The organism is Arsenicicoccus sp. UBA2120 (assembly GCF_002330965.1).
Taxonomy (GTDB): domain Bacteria; phylum Actinomycetota; class Actinomycetes; order Actinomycetales; family Dermatophilaceae; genus Arsenicicoccus; species Arsenicicoccus bolidensis.
Genome location: NZ_DCYC01000053.1, coordinates 1 through 16214, shown reverse-complemented (window position 1 = coordinate 16214; position 16214 = coordinate 1). Strand labels below are relative to the sequence as shown.

The window sequence follows — 16214 nt, the reverse complement described above, 5'->3', positions numbered from 1 at the left end:
CGGCGTCGGGGTGGGCGTGGGCGTGGGGTCGGTGGGGCCGGTCCCGACGGTGACCGCGGCCGGCGTGGGCGCGCCCGCGGTGTAGTCCTTGCTGTTGTCCCACCCGCTCGTCGGCGCGGGCAGGGCGCGGCTGATCGAGGTGGCGTTGGTGGTGGCCGGTGCGGCCGCCACGACGAAGTCCGTGGCCGTGCCCCAGCCGATGTAGTCCACCACGCCGGCGGCCGCGTCGCAGTCGGCGCCGCAGGCGAGCGCGGTGGACGAGCTGACGAGCGCGATGCGACCCGCGGTGCCGGACATCGCGATGGTGCCCTGCGCGTCGATGCGGGGCAGGGCGGGAGCGGCGGTGTTGGCGCCCGAGGCCTCCGCCACGACATACGTGGCCTTGGGGGCGATGGTGCCGGTCAGGGCCGTCCGCTGCCAGGAGGTGCCGGCGGCGGAGGCGTACTGCACGGACCAGCCGTCGAGCGAGACGGGCTGGTCGGAGGAGTTGTAGAGCTCGACGAAGTCGGTGCGGTAGGGGGCACCGGCGTTGCCGCCGCCCCCGAAGACCTCGGAGATCACGACGGGGCTGGCGGTGTCGACGGCGTTGGCGACGACGGGCACGGCGGCAGCTGTGGTCGCCAGCAGGGCGACGGCACTGAGGCGGCTCACGGCGCGCAGGTGGATGCGCATGATGGGGGCTCCTGGGCTGATGGGGGTGCGACGACGACGTCGCCGGGGAGTGCTCGAACGGTAACCCCGCGTCACGGCGCGGTGGGGGATGGGCACGTGTCCACCCGGTGACCGGCCGGTGAGCAGTCGGCGTCGCTCGACCGCGCGCGACGCCCCAGCAGCGGGGAGGTTCGGTGTCGCTATGACAGCACCAAACCTCCCCGGCGATGGGGGGGGCCGGTGCGAGGGGCCTCACGCGCCGAAGGAGTCGGAGATCTCCCGCAGGCGGCGGTGCAGATCCGCCCAGTAGGCCGGGTCGGTGCTCATCAGGTTGTCGTTGTCGACGAGGTAGCCGGCCTCGCCGTCGATGGTCTCCCGCAGGATGTCGGCGTGCCCCGCGTGCCGGCTCACGTCGGTCGTGACGTGGCCCATGATCACGAGCAGCGTGACCTCGCGTCCGCCCTCGGCCCACCACGGCACGGAGCCCGGCGCGTCCAGCGGCAGCTCCCGGATCGTGGCGTCGGCGTGGGCCCGCACCCGGTCGTAGAACGCCAGCACCTCGGTGGCCGGGACGTCGCGGGGGACCCACATGTCGTCGTTGTCGGCATACGCCTCGTCCCAGGGGAGAGGCTCGGGCAGGGGCCGGCCGAAGGTCTCGCCGAAGTAGCCCGCCTCGACCCCCGACACGTGGCGCACGAGCCCGAGCAGATTGGTGCCGGTCGGCGTCATGGGACGGCGCAGGTCGCGCTCGCCGAGGCCGCGCAGCTTCATCAGCAGTGCGTCACGCTGCCGGTCGAGCTGGCGGTGCAGTCGTGACTTGGTGTCGTCGTGCCAGGTCTGGTCCATGGACCCACCCTGGCCGGGCCGGGGGCTGAGCGCCAGGGGTCAGGGACGTCGAGCGCCCACCGTGTCCACCTGGTTGCGCCGCCGCGCGGGGCCCGGCTCGGCATACGGGCTCGGCCCGGGGCTCGACGGTAGGGTGACGGACGTGTTGAGGACGACGGCCGCGATCGCGGCAGGCAAGCTCGCCCGGACCGCCTCGCGGCTGCGGGGAGGTGGCAGCGGCGGCTCGGCGCTCCCGGGCCTGGTGGCGGAGCGGATCGACCCGGCGTTCCTGCGGTCGACGCTCGGGGAGCTGCCGCGCGGGATCGTCGTGGTGAGCGGCACCAATGGCAAGACCACCACCACCAAGATGGTCGTCGCCCTGCTGCGCGCCCACGGCCTGCGGGTGCTGACCAACCCCACCGGGTCCAACTTCACCCGCGGTGTGATCTCCTCGATGCTCGCCGAGCTGCCGCTGACCGGCCGCGTCGACGCCGACATCGCCGTCCTGGAGCTCGACGAGGCCCACGCCCTGAAGTTCGCCGAGGTCGTGACCCCCACCCACGCGCTGCTGCTCAACGTCGCCCGCGACCAGCTCGACCGGTTCGCCGAGATCGACCACACCGCAGGCCTGCTCACCCGCCTCGCCGAGCAGACCACCCGGGGCGTCGTGCTCAACCGCGACGACTCCTTCATCTCCCGCATCGACGAGCACGTGCGTCCGGGTGCCGAGGTGCGGTGGTTCGGCGTCGACCCGTCCATCGCCGACCGCCTGCCGGAGCTGCAGGAGGCCGACGTGCGGTTCAGCGAGGCCGACGACGTGCCGGCGGCGGGGCCGTCCGACGGGCTGCTCAAACCGGTCGACGACCACTCGTTCACCGTGGTCTTCGGCGACGGGCACGACGTCGGGCCGGTGACGCTGCGCCAGCGTGGCCTCGCGGCGATGATCAACGCGACCGCGGCGACCTCGCTCGTGCGGCTGCTGCTGGGGGCGGAGTTCCGGCATACGACCGCGTCCGAGGCCCTCGCCACGGTCACCCCGCCGTTCGGGAGGGGCGAGGTCGTCGACGTCGACGGCCAGCCGCTCGAGCTGGTGCTGGTCAAGAACCCCGCCGGGTTCACCGTCGCGCTCGGCACCTACGGCACGACCCCGGTCGCGTCCATGATCGCGATCAACGACAACTACGCCGACGGGCAGGACGTCTCCTGGCTGTATGACGTGAGCTTCGAGTCCCTCCGCGATCTCGGCGTCGCCGTCACGAGCGGCGTCCGCGCCTACGACATGGCGCTGCGGCTCAGGTATGACGACGTGCCCGTGGCCGCGGTCCAGCCCGAGCTCGAGACCGCTCTCGACCTTTTCCTCGCCGAGCACCGCGAGGAGCCCAAGCGGATCTTCTGCACCTACACCGCGATGATGGCGCTGCGGCGGGTGCTCGCCCAGCGCTACGACCTGCCGGACTTCGGCGAGGAGGCGAAGGCCTGATGAGCGAGTTCGCGAGCGCCCGGACGCCTGGCACCAGCAAGGGCACGGTCACCCTCGTCCACCTCTACCCGCGCGAGATGAGCATCTACGGCGACCTCGGCAACACGCGGGCGCTCGCCTCCCGGCTGCGGTGGCACGGCTACGACGTCGAGGTGGTCGGGCACGCGCCCGGCGACCCCTGGCGCGACGATGTCCACCTCGTCATGGGCGGCGGGGGCCAGGACTCCGGCCAGGCGCGGGTCGAGTCCGACCTGGAGCGGATCGGCGGCCGGCTCGTGGAGCTGGCGGCCGACGGTTGCCCGATGCTCGCCATCTGCGGCATGTACCAGCTCTTCGGCAACGCCTTCATCACGGTCGAGGGCCAGCGGCTGCCCGGCCTCGGCATCCTCGACGTCACCACGACCGGCAACGCCAAGCGCATGATCGGCGGCATCGTCCTCGACACCGAGTTCGGCGAGGTCGTGGGCTTCGAGAACCACTCGGGCTCCACGGTGCTGGGGCCTGAGCAACAGCCTTTTGGGCGCGTTCGCGCAGGTCAGGGCAACAACGGGCAGGACGGGACCGAGGGCGCGATCACCGGCCACGTCGTCGGGACCTACCTGCACGGTCCGATCCTGCCGGCCAACCCGGCTCTCGCGGACGCCCTGGTCGGGTGGGCGGCGGAGCGGGCGACCGGGCGGGCCTTCGAGCCCGAGCCGATCGACGACACGTATGCCGACCACGCCCGCACCCGCCAGGTCCGCCGACTCGTGGCGGCCACCCGCCGGCGCTGACCCCGGCTCGCTCGGGTGACCGGAAGTGACCTGTCAGGTCGGGTCGTGGCGCCTGTGGGCGGCTTGGGCGACCGGAAGTGACCTGTCAGGCCACGTGGGGTCGCCTGGGGGTCGCCTTGGGGTGCTCAGGCAACCGGAAGTGACCTCCGGGCTCAGGTTGGGCCGCCCGGAGGCCTGGTTGCGGTGCTCAGGCGACCGGAAGTGAGCTGGAGCTCAGGTTGGGTCGCCCGGAGGCCTGGTTGGGGTGCTCAGGTGACCGGAAGTGACCTGTCAGGCCACGTGGGGTCGTGTGGGGTTGGCATGGGTGACCGGAAGTGACCCGGGAGGTCGGGTTGGGTCGTCTGGGGGTCTCGAGGGGAGGTTCAGGCGACCCGAAGTGAGCTCCGGGCTCAGGGTGGGTCGGCTTGGGGTGCTCGGGCGACCGGAAGTGACCTGTCAGGCCAGGTGGGGTCGTGTGGGATTGGCCTGGGCGACCGGAAGTGACCTGTCAGGCCAGGTGGGGTCGTGTGGGGTTGGCTTGGGTGACCGGAAGTGACCCGGGAGGTCGGGTTGGGTCGTCTGGGGGTCTCGAGGGGAGGTTCAGGCGACGCGAAGTGAGCTCCGGGCTCAGGTTGGGTCGCCCGGAGGCCTGGTTGCGGTGCTCAGGCGACCGGAAGTGACCTGCCGGGTCAGGTGGGGTCGCGTGGGGGCGGGCTGGGCGACCTTAAGTGACCTGCCGGGGCAGGTGGGGTCGCCTGGTGGCGTCGGTGGCGCCGGGGTGGCGGATCAGGTGGTGGCGGGGCGGCGGTCGGCATACCGGCCCTTGGTCAGCCACCAGATCAGCGCGCCCAGGGCGCCGAGCGGCAGCTCGAGCAGGTGCGTGTAGATCGTGAACAGGACGATGCCCGCGGCGGCCGGTGCGTGCGCGGCCCCGAAGCCGACGAGCGCGATCGCGGTGCCCGCCTCGGTCACGCCGACGCCACCCGGGGTCACCCCGACGGCCGTCAGCAGGCGTCCGACCGCGAACGCCGCGAAGAAGTGGGCCAGCGAGAGCTCCACCCCGGTGGCGCGCAGGCACATGATGAACAGGAGGTACTGGAAGCCGAAGAAGCCGACCAGCCCGAAGGTCATCGGCAACCACCCCGACTCGACGACGTGGCCGATCCGGGAGCGCAGGTCGGCGACCAGGCCGTCGACCCCGTGGCCGTCGGAGCGGCGGCTGAGGCGACGGACGAGCGGCCCGATCAGCCGGTCGAGGACGTGACCCGTGGTGGTGGCGACGCGCTCGGAGGCGATGACGGCGACGAACCAGCCGAGCAGCCCGAGGCCGAGGAGCGCGCCGACGGCACCGCCGCGCGCGACCCCGGGCGGCATCGGCTCGCCGGCGATGAGCAGCACGGAGATGCCGAGGACGGGCAGGGCCATGCGGCCGAGGACGTTCCAGACACCGCTGACGATGAGGGAGGTGGAGATGTCGCGGGGGGTGAAGCCCCAGGAGCGATACATGCCGTATGTCGCCGCCGCCCCCATCGCGCCGCCGCCGGGCAGCAGGTTGCCCGCCGCGGAGCCCGCGACGTTGACCATGAGGGCCTGCGGGTGGGTGAGCCCGGCCAGCGACCCGGTCAGCGTGAACGTGTAGCACCACAGCGCCACGACCATGAGCACGAAGAGGCCGATGGTGTTGCCCCAGCTCAGCGCGTCGAGGTGCGCCAGCAGGGCGGACCACGAGGTCTCGGCGAAGTACGGCAGTCCCCACACCAGCAGCGCGACGGCCAGCGCCGTGCCGAGGACGGCCTGGAGGGCGGTGCGCCACCACGATCGACGCTGGTCGCCCCTGGCTCGGGTCGCCCCCGGCTCGTCGGACGTCGCATGCGGGTCGGGCGTCGCACGCGGGTCGGGCGTCGCACGCGGGTCGGGCGTGGTGTCCCGGGTCGCCGGCGTCGCGCTCGCCCCTGGCAGCTGGTCGGCGTCCTCGGCTGCTGGTGCCGTGTCGCTGGCCTCGGCCGCCCGCCGCTGATCTCCCCCCGGAGTCATGCTCAGCCCAGCCCGTCGAAGATGTCGTGGGCCACCGGTCCGCCGGGCGGCCGCGACGCGTCGACGAACCACTCCCGGCCGAAGACCAGGTCGTAGAGCGGTCGGGGGATCCGCAGGAAGGCCGCCAGCGTGCGGTCGCCGTCGTCCGCCGCGGCCTGCGAGGCGTGGGCGCGCATCGAGGCGCGCTTGGCCGCGATGTGGCGATGGACGTCGATGTGGTGGGTGATCTCGGCGCGGGCGGAGTAGGCCCGGTCGAAGGAGGCGCGGTCGAACTCGGCCGGGAAGGGGTAGACGAGCGCGGCGAGGTCCAGCGCCCGGCAGATCGCGTCGCGCGGGACCGTGGCCTGCAGCACGCGGGGCGTGCCGGCGAGCTCGGCCGCACGCGCCCCGACGTGGTGCACCTGCACGTGGTCGCGGTGACCGTAGCCGCCGTTGCGGTCGTAGGTCAGCAGCACGTCGACGGACTCCTCGCGCAGGATCTGCGCCAGCCGCTCGGCGGCCTCGTCGACGTCGGCGCGCACGAAGCGCGTCATGCCCTCGGGGTCGGGGTAGAGCTCGGCGCCCGACCCGCTGTCGGCGTAGCCCAGCCACTCGACCCGCGCCACGCCGAGCGCGGCGCACGATCGCATCAGCTCGCCGAGACGCCGCTCGCCGAGCGAGCGGGCGGCGGAGCCGGCATACGTGGTGGAGGTCAGGCCGAGGTCACCGTCGGTGGCGGTGACCACGATGACCCGGTGCCCCTCGGCGGCGGCCCTGGCCAGGGTGCCGGAGGTGAGCAGGGCCTCGTCGTCGGGGTGGGCGTGGAACGCGAGCAGTGTGTGAGCCATCGTGGTCATCCTCTCGCATGGCAGGGTGGATGTCGTGAAGGTGGCCTTGCTGTCGGACTGCTATCTGCCGCGCCTCGGTGGCATCGAGGTGCAGGTCCACGACCTCGCGGACCGGCTGCGGCGCTCGGGCCACGTGGTCGAGGTGTTCACGGCCACGCCCGGTCGGGCGGGGGAGCGGCACGGCGCGGTGGAGCTGGTCGACGGCGTCCCGGTGCACCACCTCGCGCTGCGGCTGCCCGGCGACCTGCCGGTCAACCCCCTGGCGCCACCGGCGCTGCGGCGTCGGCTGCTGGCCGGTGGGTTCGACGTGGCGCACGTGCACATGGGAGTGGTCAGCCCCTTCGCGAGCGACGCGGTCGACGTCGCCCTGTCGGCCGGGCTGCCGACCGCGGTCACCTGGCACTGCGTGCTGGACGCGATGGAGCGGGTGCTCGCCGTCAGCGGGCGCGTGCGTCGGTGGGCCGGGCGAGGTGTCGCGCTGTCGGCGGTGAGTCGTATGGCGGCCCGCCCGCTCGAGCGCCTGGCCCCCGACGCGCGGGTCGCCGTGCTGCCCAACGGTATCGACCTGGACCGCTGGCGATCGTCCACGGCGGCAACGCATCTCGCGGGAGGCACAGGGCGCGAGGGTGATGCCGGACCGGTCCGACTCGTCACCGCCATGCGCCTCGCGCGACGCAAGCGCGCCGTGCCCCTCGCACGGGTGGCGCGCCGGGTCGACGACCTCGTCGGCGACCAGATCGACTGGCGCATCGAGGTGTTCGGCGAGGGGCCGCAGCGCGGGCTGGTGCAGGCCTACCTGCGCACCCACGGCCTCACCGACCGGGTCCTGCTGCGGGGCAGGGTGTCTCGCGACGAGCTCCTCGAGTCCTACCGTGGCGCAGCGGCCTACGTCTCGCCGACGGTGCTGGAGGCGTTCGGCATCGCCGCGCTCGAGGCGCGGGCCGTGGGGCTGCCGGTCGTCGGTCGGCGCGGCAGCGGGGTGGAGGAGTTCGTCGAGCACGGCGTGACGGGGCTGCTCGCGGGGGGCGACCGGGAGCTGGCCGCTCACGTGGCTACCCTGGTGCTCGACCCCGTTGCCCGGCAACGACTTCGGCGGCAGAGCCTGGAGACGCCGCCCACGCAGTCGTGGCCCGCGGTGGTGGGGATGGTGGAGGCGGAGTATGCGCGGGCCGGGCGGCTCGCGAGGAGGGGCAGGACATGAGTGGGGACCAACCAGGTCTGCTGAGCGAGGACGAGTACGGTCGCGTGGTCCGCCACGGGCGGGTGCTGGACTCGCCCGTGCAGGTCGACGGCTACGACCACGACGGGCGTCGCCGCGTGGCGATCGACCTGCCGCACGGCGTGACGCCCGAGGACCTGCTGCGCAGCCACGGCTGGGAGCCTGGCGCGCCGCTCGCCGCCGAGCGGTCGCTGGGGGACCCGCACGCCGTGGTCCTGTCCTACGCGGTGCGGCACCGCCCGGAGGGCCCGGAGCCGTTGCCCGTGGTGACCACCCCGATGGACGCCGGAATCGAGCTGGATCCCGACGAGCCGCCGTTGGTGCGCACGCGGGTCGCGGCATACGCCGTCGTGGTCGGCCCCCTCGGGGTGCTGCTGACCGAGGCGTCGGACCGCACCAACGCCGCGGGCGCGTGGGGGCTGCCCGGTGGCGGCGTGGAGCCGGGGGAGGACCCGGCGGCCGCCGTGGTGCGCGAGGTCTGGGAGGAGACCGGTCAGGACATCATGCGGCCGCGACTGGTGGCGGTCCGCAGCCACCACTGGATCGGCTTGTCCCCCAAGGGAGTCCTGGAGGACTTCCAGGCGGTGCGGCTGGTCTATCGCGCCGAGGTCGTGGGCAGCCACGACGTCGTGGTGCACGACCGCGACGGCACGACGGCCTCCGCGGCGTGGGTCTCGGCGGACGTCGTGCGGGGGCAGGGGCTCCGGCTGGCGCCGGCCTGGTCCGACCTGGCCGACCTGCTGCCGTCCGACCGGCCGGACTGAGGCGGCTCCCTCAACGGCCACGACGAGCGATGCCCACGGCGCCGACCAGCAGCAGGAGGACGCCGACGCCCACCACGATCCACGGGCCCTGGGTGACGAGGTCGATGCTCATCACCGCCAGCTCGCGCAGCAGCACCGAGGCGGCGCACAGGAGCCCGAGCAGGCCGACGACGATCGCCGGGGCGTAGGGGCCGCGCGGCTGCGTGGTCGCCTCGAGCTCCGCGAGACGGTGCGCCTCGTCGGGGTCGATGGGGTAGTAGCGCTGGTCGCTCATCGCGCGACCTCCTCGATGATCAGGTCCCCGAGGCCGACCTGGCCCCGCAGGACGAGCACGGGTGTGCCGGTGCCGATGGTGGTGTCCGTCTCGCCGAGGTCCGTCCTGGACCCGTCGGGATGACGGAGGACGACGTCGCCGAGCCCGACGTGGCTCTTGACCCGCACCGGCATCCCCTGGGGGATGCGGACGGTCATCTCGCCGACCCCGACCTGCACGCTGACCTCCTGCCCGTTGAGGCTGGAGGCCTCCACGGAGGTCAGGTCCAGGACGCTGTCGCCGGCGCCCACCTGGTATGACGTGCCGCCGTCCAGCGTGGTCGGCGCCCAGTGCTGGTCCATCGACGAGGACGAGAAGGACGTCGCCCCGTCGGCCACGTCGAGGCGCAGGGGGCCACCGAGGGACAGGGTGATGATGGCCAGGGCGAGGACGAGCGGGACGGTGAAGCCGCCGCGCCGGCCGGCCAGACCCACGACCACCAGCAGCGCCGAGACGAGCCCGAGGGCCGTGGCCGCCGCGATCGCGTAGGGGTGGTCGACGTGGATCCGACCGGTCTGGTGGGCCGCGAGGACCGCGCCGATGCCGGCGGCGGCGAGCCCGATGGCCGCGACGGTGCCCGGCCAGCCGAGGGTGGGTCGGCGGCGACGCATCGGGACGTAGGCGGCAGCAGGCGGGACGACCCGCGTCGCACCCGAGATGAGGTGCTCCGGCACGGCCCCTGCGGTCGTGGGCCAGCTCATGGCCGGGCTGGAGCCGACGCCGTCACCGGTGGCGGTGGCGGTGGTGGTGGTGTCACCGACGGAAGCGTCGAGGGCACCGCGGGGGGTCGCGTCCAGCGGCTCGACCGCGGGGAGGGCCAGCGTGCTCGGTGAGGCGTCGGGGACACGATCGCCAAAGGGGTGGTCCGCAGAGGGCTGCTCGGCGGAGGGGTGCTCCAGGGCGGCCTGCTCGGTGCCGACCTCCGTGACGGACCCGTGCTGGCCTCGGTTGCGACGGGACCACCAGTAGTACGCGCCGACCCCGAAGAAGACCATGACGACGATCCGGCCCACGTTGCCCCCGGGGGAGCCGTCGTGGAACCCGAACGCGTCGGTGAAACCACCCAGGCTGACCAACAGCGTGAAGACCAGCAGCACCACGGAGTTGCCGTCCCCGCGGCGCAGGGCCTTCTCGAGCGGGATCTCGCCCTTGGTGTCCGCGAGCAGCAGGAAGGCGACGAAGTAGGCCGGGAAGGCGATGCCGCCCATGACCAGCAGCACGATCCACACGATGCGGACGACGATCGGGTCGATGCCGATCTTGTCGGCGACGCCGCCGCAGACCCCGGCGACCCAGCGGTGCGACAGCCGGCGGCGGATGCCGGTGCCGCGCACGCCGCGGAAGAACCGGTCGAGCGCGTCCGGCTGGTGCTCGGTGGCCTCGGGCGGACCCGGTGGCGTGGGAGGCGGCTGCTGCGTCATACCGACAATCTCTCTCCCCGGCGCGGGGGTGGGCCATGAGGGTCGCCCCTGACCCCACCCTGACGATCCCCTGACGTGCGGGTCAGACCCTCGTCCCGGCGGCGTCCATGGGTGAGGATGGGGAGGTGCCCACCCCCTACGAGACCCAGCGCGTCGAGCAGCAGCAGCCGGCGCCACGGCTGCTGCGCCCGGTCGACAGCGGCTGGGTCGCGGGCGTGTGCGCGGGGCTCGCGGAGCACCTGCGCATCCAGGTGGGCGTGATCCGGATGGCTCTCGTGCTCCTGACGATGTTCGGGATGGGCACGGGCGTGATCCTCTATCTCGCCGTCTGGGCGCTCACCCCGCAGCGGCTCGGGCCGGGGGGCACCACGCGCACGGCGCCGCAGGTGCCCGGGGCGGCCGGATCGACGGGCTCGGCAGGAACCACGGGGTTGGGCGGGTCGGGTGCTGGGGGAGGCGCCACGCGATGGCCCCTCCTGCGCCAGCGGCTGCTGCACGACGAGGCCGTGGTCAACGTCCTGCTGGGGCTGGCCCTGGTGGTCGGCGGGCTCGCGGTCGTGCTCACCCGGCACGGCGTCGACCTGCGGCTCGGCGTGACCCTGCCGCTCGCCCTCATCGCCAGCGGCGCCATCGTCGTCTGGACCCAGCTCGACCGCACCGAGCGCGACCGCTTCCTGCAGCTGTCGGCCGCCGACTCGCGCGCCGGCCTGGCGCGCGTCGTCACCGGGGTCCTGCTGACCCTGGCCGGGGTCGTCGTCCTCGCCAGCCGCGCCCAGGGCGTCGGCGGGCTCGGCGACGCGGCCCTGTCGGCCCTGGCGGTCCTGCTGGGGCTCGTCGTCATCCTCGCCCCCTGGGCCATCCGGCTCTGGGACGGGCTCAAGGCCGAGCAGGCGGAGCGGGTGCGCGCCACCGAGCGCGCCGACATCGCCGCCCACCTGCACGACTCCGTCCTGCAGACCCTCGCCCTCATCCAGCGCAAGGCCGACGACCCCACGGCGGTCCAGCGGCTGGCCCGGGCCCAGGAGCGCGAGCTGCGCACCTGGCTGTATGGCGGAGGCAGCTCCACCCCCACCACGCTCTCGGCGGCCGCGGCCGAGGTGGCGCACGACGTCGAGGACCGGCACGGCGTCCCGATCGACCTCGTCGTCACGGGCGACGTCGGCCTGGACGCGGACGTCTCGGCGCTGGTCAAGGCCCTCGGCGAGGCGCTCAACAACGCCGTCCGCCACGGCGCCGCGCCGGTGTCGGCCTATGTCGAGGCGGGGCCGCTCGGGATCGAGGCCTTCGTCCGTGACCACGGGCCGGGCTTCGACCTCGGCGAGGTGCCGCTCGACCGTCTCGGGGTGCGGGGCTCGATCGTCGACCGGATGGACCGCCACGGCGGCACCGCGCGGATCCGCCGCCTCGAGGACGGCACCGAGGTCTCGCTGACCCTCCCACCACGACCCACGACCGAGGAGTCCTGATGCTTCCCCCGACGACCCCGATCCGCCTCGTCCTCGTCGACGACCACAAGATGTTCCGGGCGGGCGTGCGCACCGAGCTCGACACGTCGCTGCCGGTGGTGGGGGAGGCGGGCGACGTGGGGTCGGCCGTCGCCGTCATCAAGGCCGAGCGCCCCGACGTCGTGCTCCTCGACGTGCACCTGCCCGGCGGCGACGGGCGCGGCGGCACGGACGTCATCCTCGGGTGCGCCGGCACGGCGACCGAGGCCGGGGTGCCCGTGCGCTTCCTCGCCCTGTCGGTCAGCGACGCCGCCGAGGACGTCATCTCCGTCATCCGCGCCGGGGCCCGTGGCTATGTCACCAAGACGATCAGCGGCAACGACCTGGTCAGCGCCATCCGGCGGGTGGCCGACGGGGACGCGGTGTTCAGCCCTCGGCTGGCGGGGTTCGTGCTCGACGCGTTCGGGGCCGCGGCGGGTGAGATCGCCGAGGTCGACGAGGAGCTGGACCGGCTGTCGGCGCGCGAGCGCGAGGTCATGCGGCTGATCGCGCGGGGCTACCAGTACAAGGAGGTGGCCAAGGAGCTGTTCATCTCCGTCAAGACCGTCGAGACGCACGTGTCGAGCGTGCTGCGCAAGCTGCAGCTGTCGAGCCGCCACGAGCTCACCGCCTGGGCGATGAACCGCCACCTCCTCTAGACCTCCCTCAGGTAGGCACATCAGCCCGGGTTAGCACGCCACGTCGATGGACCCGCCGGGGGTAAAGGCATCAGCCTGGCGAACGACGGCCGGTCGATGCCTCTACCGGGGGCGGGTCTGAAGGCGGGACGGCGACGCCCGCCGGTCCCCGAGGGGCGGCGGGCGTCGGCACACGGCCTGCTCGGTCAGCCCAGAGCAACAGGGTGCAGCCGAGCGACCGAGCGACCGGGCGAGGATCAGGGCAGGGCCATCCGGAAGACCGTGCGCCAGGTCTGGCCGATCTGCCGGTGCAGCGGACCCGTGACGTAGGGCAGGCCGTAGCGGTCGCAGATCTCGCGCACGCGCACCGCGATCTCGGCATACCGGTTGCTCGGCAGGTCCGGGAACAGGTGGTGCTCGATCTGGTGCGACAGGTTGCCGGTCATCAGGTGCATGAGCTTGCTGCCGGAGATGTTGCAGGAGCCGATCATCTGGCGGATGTACCAGTCGCCGCGGGTCTCGCCCTCGATCATCTCCTCGGTGAAGAACTCGACACCGTCGGGGAAGTGACCGCAGAAGATCACGGTGTGCGCCCACAGGTTGCGGATGCAGTTGGCGGCGAAGGTGCCGGCCAGCGTGGCTTTGCCGGACCCGGTGAGCGACGCCAGGGCGGGGGTCGCGACGTAGTCCTTGCCGGCCTGCTTGACGGCCTTGACGCCGAGGGCCTTGAGGTCGGCGTTGAGCGCCTCGCGGGACTTGCGGCCCTCCTGCACGTCGACGAGCTCGAGGTCGTAGAACGCGATGCCCCACTCGAAGAAGGGCGCGAGGATCGCGTTGTAGACCGGGTTGAGCACGTTGTAGGGCTTCCACGGCTGGTCCGAGCTGATCCGCAGGAGGTTGTAGCCCACGTCGTTGTCCTTGCCCACGACGTTGGTCCACGTGTGGTGCAGGTCGTTGTGGGTGTGCTTCCAGCCCTTGGCCGGGGCCACGAAGTCCCACTCCCAGGTGGAGGAGTGGATGTCCGGGTCGCGCATCCAGTCCCACTGGCCGTGGATGACGTTGTGGCCGATCTCCATGTTCTCGAGGATCTTGGCGACCGACATGAGGCCGACGCCGGCGACCCAGGCGGACTTGCGCTTGCCGGCGAGCACCAGCGTGGCGCGGCCGGCGAGCTCGAGGCTGCGCTGCACGCGGATCACCCGACGGATGTATGCCGCGTCGGCGGCCCCTCGCGAGGCGACGATGTCGGCGCGGATCTGGTCGAGCTCGCGCCCGAGCTCGGCGACCTGCTCGTCGGTCAGGTGCTGGGCGTGGTCGGGGCGGCGGACGGGGCGACCGCTGTCGGCCAGGCCGGGGTTGCGGGTGGGGATCGCGGGCAGCTGCTCGCGGGTGGGGGTGGCGCCGTCGGTGGGTGCGGTGGGGCGCTCGGCCGTGGTGGTCATGTGACCCTCCTCAGATCTCGAGATGGCAGGGTCCCGCGGCTGCGGAGACACAGGTCTGGATGGATTGTCCCTCGTCGCCGTGGACCTCGCCGGTGCGCAGGTCGCGCACCTTGCCGGCCCGCAGCGGGGTGAGACAGGTGTGGCAGATGCCCATGCGGCAGCCGCTGGGCATCATGACGCCGGCCGACTCGGCGGCCTCGAGCAGCGTGGTGTCGCCGTCGACCTCGATCTCCTTGTCGGAGCGCAGGAAGGTCACGACACCGCCCTCGCCGCCCTGGCCGTCGAGGACGACGGGCGCGAAGCGCTCGATGACGAGCGAGTGCCGGGCGTCGGCGTCGTGCCACAGGCGCTCGGCCGCGTCGAGCATCTCGGGCGGACCGCAGGCGTATGACGCTCGCGAGCGCCAGTCGGGGCACAGCTCGTCGAGCGCGGCGGTCGAGGTGAGGTCGATGCGACCGCGCTCGCCGGAGTACCAGTGGACGACCCGCAGGCCGGGGTGGGCGGTCGACAGCTCGGCCAGCTCCTCGGCGAACAGCGCGTCCTGCGCCGTGCGGGAGCTGTGGACCAGCACGACGTCGGCGTCGTCACGGTGACCGACCAGCGTGCGGATCATCGACATGACGGGGGTCAGCCCGCTGCCGGCGGTGAGCATGAGCAGGGGGCGCGGGTGCTCGGGGAGCACGAAGTCTCCCTGGGGGACGTCCAGGTGCAGCACGTCGCCGGGGCGGGTGCGGTGCACGAGCGAGTCCGAGACGAGGCCCTCGGCGTGGACCGTGATGGCCGGGTCCTCGCCGGCCGCGGTGGTCAGCGAGTAGGACCGCCAGTGGCGGACGCCGTCGACCTCGACGCCGACGCGGGCCCACTGGCCGGCCATGTGGGGGTCCCAGCCGTGGCCGGGGCGGAAGTGGATGGTCGCCGTGTCGGTCGTCTCGGGGACGACGGAGGTGACGACACCGCGGAGCTGGCGGGCCGACGACAGGGGATTGATCAGGGACAGGAAGTCCTGGGGGCTGAGCGGGGTCGTCAACGGCTTGGCCAGGGGCGACAGCACGGGGCTGACGGCCTTGGCCAGGCGATCGAGCGGACGCATGGACGGCATACTCCAGTATTTCCCACGCAGGGCCTTTCATACTCGTCGGCGCGCGCCCGAATCGCGCCGAGGGACTATCACGCGACGATAGAATCGGGCCCCATGAGCCTCGACCGTCCCGCTGAAGCGCCACCATGGTTGTCGTTGCCCGCTGAAGTGTCCGAGCTGCTGCGGCCCCGCGTCGTCGAGATCGTCGACCAGATCATCCGCGCCGTCCCACGTGACGTTCCCGACTACGCGCGCCCCATGGAGGGCCGCTTCGGGCAGGGGCTGCACCAGGGCGTCGCCATCGCCCTCGACCGCTTCCTCGACCTGCCGGGGACGGACCGTCCGGCCCTCGAGCCGGACTCCAGACGGGTGTATGCCGGGCTGGGTCGCGGCGAGTTCCGCTCGGGGCGCCAGCTGGGGTCGCTGCTCGCGGCCTACCGCTCCGGCGCCCGCGTGACCTTCCGCACCGCGGCCCAGATCGCGGTGGACGCAGGCGTCTCCCCGGACGTGATCGTGCCCCTCGGCGAGTCGATCTTCGCCTACATCGACGAGCTGTCGGCCGCCTCGGTCGAGGGCTACGCCGACGAGCAGAACGAGCAGCTGGGCGAGGTGGAGCGCCGGCGCACCGAGCTCGCCCTGCTGGTCCTGCACGGGCGGGCCTCGTCGGCGGGCGTCGACCAGGCGGCGCTCGCGGCGGGCTGGGCGCTGCCACCGGAGCTGGCGGTCGTGGCGCTGCGCCGCGAGCAGGCCCAGGGGCTGCGTCTCGCCCTCGGCCGCGGCGCCCTGGTGGTCGAGCGCGAGGACGACGTCGTGGCGCTGGTCCCGGCGCCCACGACCGAGCGTGCGCGGCGCGACCTGGAGCGGGCGCTGCGCGGCCGGGGTGCGGTGGTGGGGCCGACCCGTCCGTGGAACGAGGCGCCCGAGTCGTTGCGCCTCACCGTGCTGACGATCGCCCGCCTCGAGCAGGCCGCGGCGGCGGGGATGGAGCGTCCCGACACGGTCTTCGTCGGCGACCACCTGGCCCAGCTAGCCCTGCACGCCGAGCCCGCCGTCGTCGCGGACCTGGCGCGGATCCGGCTCGCGCCCCTGGACGCGTTCGCCCCCGCCACCCGTGAGCGGCTGGCCGAGACCCTGCTGCAGTGGCTCGTCCACTGGGGGCAGCGCCAGCCCGTGGCCGAGGCCCTGTCGATCCACCCGCAGACGGTGGGCTACCGCGTGACCCAGCTGCGCGAGGCCTTCGGCGCCGACCTCGACGACCCGGACGTGCGCTTCGAGCTGCTCATGGT

General features: G+C 73.2%; 15 protein-coding genes. 7 read left to right on the top strand and 8 right to left on the bottom strand.

Features of this window, described 5'->3' with window-relative positions; genetic code table 11:
- Positions 1–672 (bottom strand): lamin tail domain-containing protein (locus B2P18_RS07635; protein ID WP_286957845.1); only part of this gene is annotated, 672 nt, incomplete at its 3' end.
- A 231-nt stretch (positions 673–903) separates the two neighbouring features.
- Positions 904–1497 (bottom strand): DinB family protein, encoded by a 594-nt coding sequence (locus tag B2P18_RS07630; protein ID WP_286957844.1) that lies wholly within the window; start codon positions 1495–1497, stop codon positions 904–906.
- Positions 1498–1639: 142 nt separating this feature from the next.
- Here B2P18_RS07630 and B2P18_RS07625 point away from each other — a divergent pair, with 142 nt between their 5' ends.
- On the top strand, positions 1640–2956 hold the full coding sequence (locus B2P18_RS07625; RefSeq protein ID WP_286957843.1) for a Mur ligase family protein: 1317 nt from the start codon (positions 1640–1642) through the stop codon (positions 2954–2956).
- Complete coding sequence (locus B2P18_RS07620; RefSeq protein ID WP_286957842.1) at positions 2956–3729, top strand: type 1 glutamine amidotransferase; 774 nt, start codon at positions 2956–2958, stop codon at positions 3727–3729. The genes B2P18_RS07625 and B2P18_RS07620 overlap by 1 nt, the downstream gene beginning before the upstream one ends.
- 765 nt (positions 3730–4494) lie before the next feature.
- On the opposite strand, the gene B2P18_RS07615 is transcribed toward B2P18_RS07620, so the two are convergent.
- Both B2P18_RS07615 and B2P18_RS07610 read right to left on the bottom strand, forming a co-directional pair.
- Entirely contained in the window at positions 4495–5742 is a 1248-nt protein-coding gene (locus B2P18_RS07615) for a lysylphosphatidylglycerol synthase domain-containing protein (protein WP_286957841.1), read from the bottom strand.
- A gap of 2 nt (positions 5743–5744) precedes the next feature.
- A complete protein-coding gene (locus tag B2P18_RS07610) occupies positions 5745–6569 on the bottom strand; it encodes a PIG-L deacetylase family protein (RefSeq protein ID WP_037213521.1) in 825 nt (274 codons plus the stop codon).
- Positions 6570–6603: 34 nt separating this feature from the next.
- On the opposite strand from B2P18_RS07610, the gene B2P18_RS07605 reads away from it, so the two are divergent.
- Together B2P18_RS07605 and B2P18_RS07600 are read left to right on the top strand one after the other, a co-directional pair.
- Positions 6604–7770 (top strand): glycosyltransferase family 4 protein, encoded by a 1167-nt coding sequence (locus B2P18_RS07605; protein ID WP_286957840.1) that lies wholly within the window; start codon positions 6604–6606, stop codon positions 7768–7770.
- On the top strand, positions 7767–8552 hold the full coding sequence (locus tag B2P18_RS07600; protein WP_286957839.1) for an NUDIX hydrolase: 786 nt from the start codon (positions 7767–7769) through the stop codon (positions 8550–8552). Before B2P18_RS07605 ends, B2P18_RS07600 begins: the two co-directional genes overlap by 4 nt.
- A gap of 10 nt (positions 8553–8562) precedes the next feature.
- On the opposite strand, the gene B2P18_RS07595 is transcribed toward B2P18_RS07600, so the two are convergent.
- Positions 8563–8826 carry a hypothetical protein gene (locus B2P18_RS07595; RefSeq protein ID WP_019285557.1) on the bottom strand — a complete coding sequence of 88 codons (264 nt, stop codon included), beginning with the start codon at positions 8824–8826 and terminating at the stop codon, positions 8563–8565.
- Positions 8823–10286: a PspC domain-containing protein gene (locus tag B2P18_RS07590; RefSeq protein WP_286957838.1), complete on the bottom strand. Its 1464-nt coding sequence runs from the start codon at positions 10284–10286 to the stop codon at positions 8823–8825. The genes B2P18_RS07595 and B2P18_RS07590 overlap by 4 nt, the downstream gene beginning before the upstream one ends.
- Before the next feature lie 125 nt (positions 10287–10411).
- Here B2P18_RS07590 and B2P18_RS07585 point away from each other — a divergent pair, with 125 nt between their 5' ends.
- Both B2P18_RS07585 and B2P18_RS07580 read left to right on the top strand, forming a co-directional pair.
- Positions 10412–11752, top strand: a complete 1341-nt coding sequence (locus B2P18_RS07585; RefSeq protein ID WP_286957837.1) for an ATP-binding protein — start codon at positions 10412–10414, stop codon at positions 11750–11752.
- The gene (locus tag B2P18_RS07580) at positions 11752–12429 is read left to right on the top strand and encodes a LuxR C-terminal-related transcriptional regulator (protein ID WP_029212508.1); all 678 of its coding nucleotides are present in this window, start codon (positions 11752–11754) and stop codon (positions 12427–12429) included. The genes B2P18_RS07585 and B2P18_RS07580 overlap by 1 nt, the downstream gene beginning before the upstream one ends.
- Positions 12430–12665: 236 nt before the next feature.
- Here B2P18_RS07580 and B2P18_RS07575 read toward each other — a convergent pair whose 3' ends face one another.
- Both B2P18_RS07575 and B2P18_RS07570 read right to left on the bottom strand, forming a co-directional pair.
- Positions 12666–13850: a fatty acid desaturase family protein gene (locus tag B2P18_RS07575; RefSeq protein WP_084412944.1), complete on the bottom strand. Its 1185-nt coding sequence runs from the start codon at positions 13848–13850 to the stop codon at positions 12666–12668.
- A gap of 10 nt (positions 13851–13860) precedes the next feature.
- Positions 13861–14940 carry a ferredoxin reductase gene (locus B2P18_RS07570; RefSeq protein ID WP_029212507.1) on the bottom strand — a complete coding sequence of 360 codons (1080 nt, stop codon included), beginning with the start codon at positions 14938–14940 and terminating at the stop codon, positions 13861–13863.
- A gap of 144 nt (positions 14941–15084) precedes the next feature.
- Here B2P18_RS07570 and B2P18_RS07565 point away from each other — a divergent pair.
- The coding region (locus B2P18_RS07565) for a PucR family transcriptional regulator (RefSeq protein WP_286957836.1) at positions 15085–16214 on the top strand (1130 nt) is incomplete at its 3' end.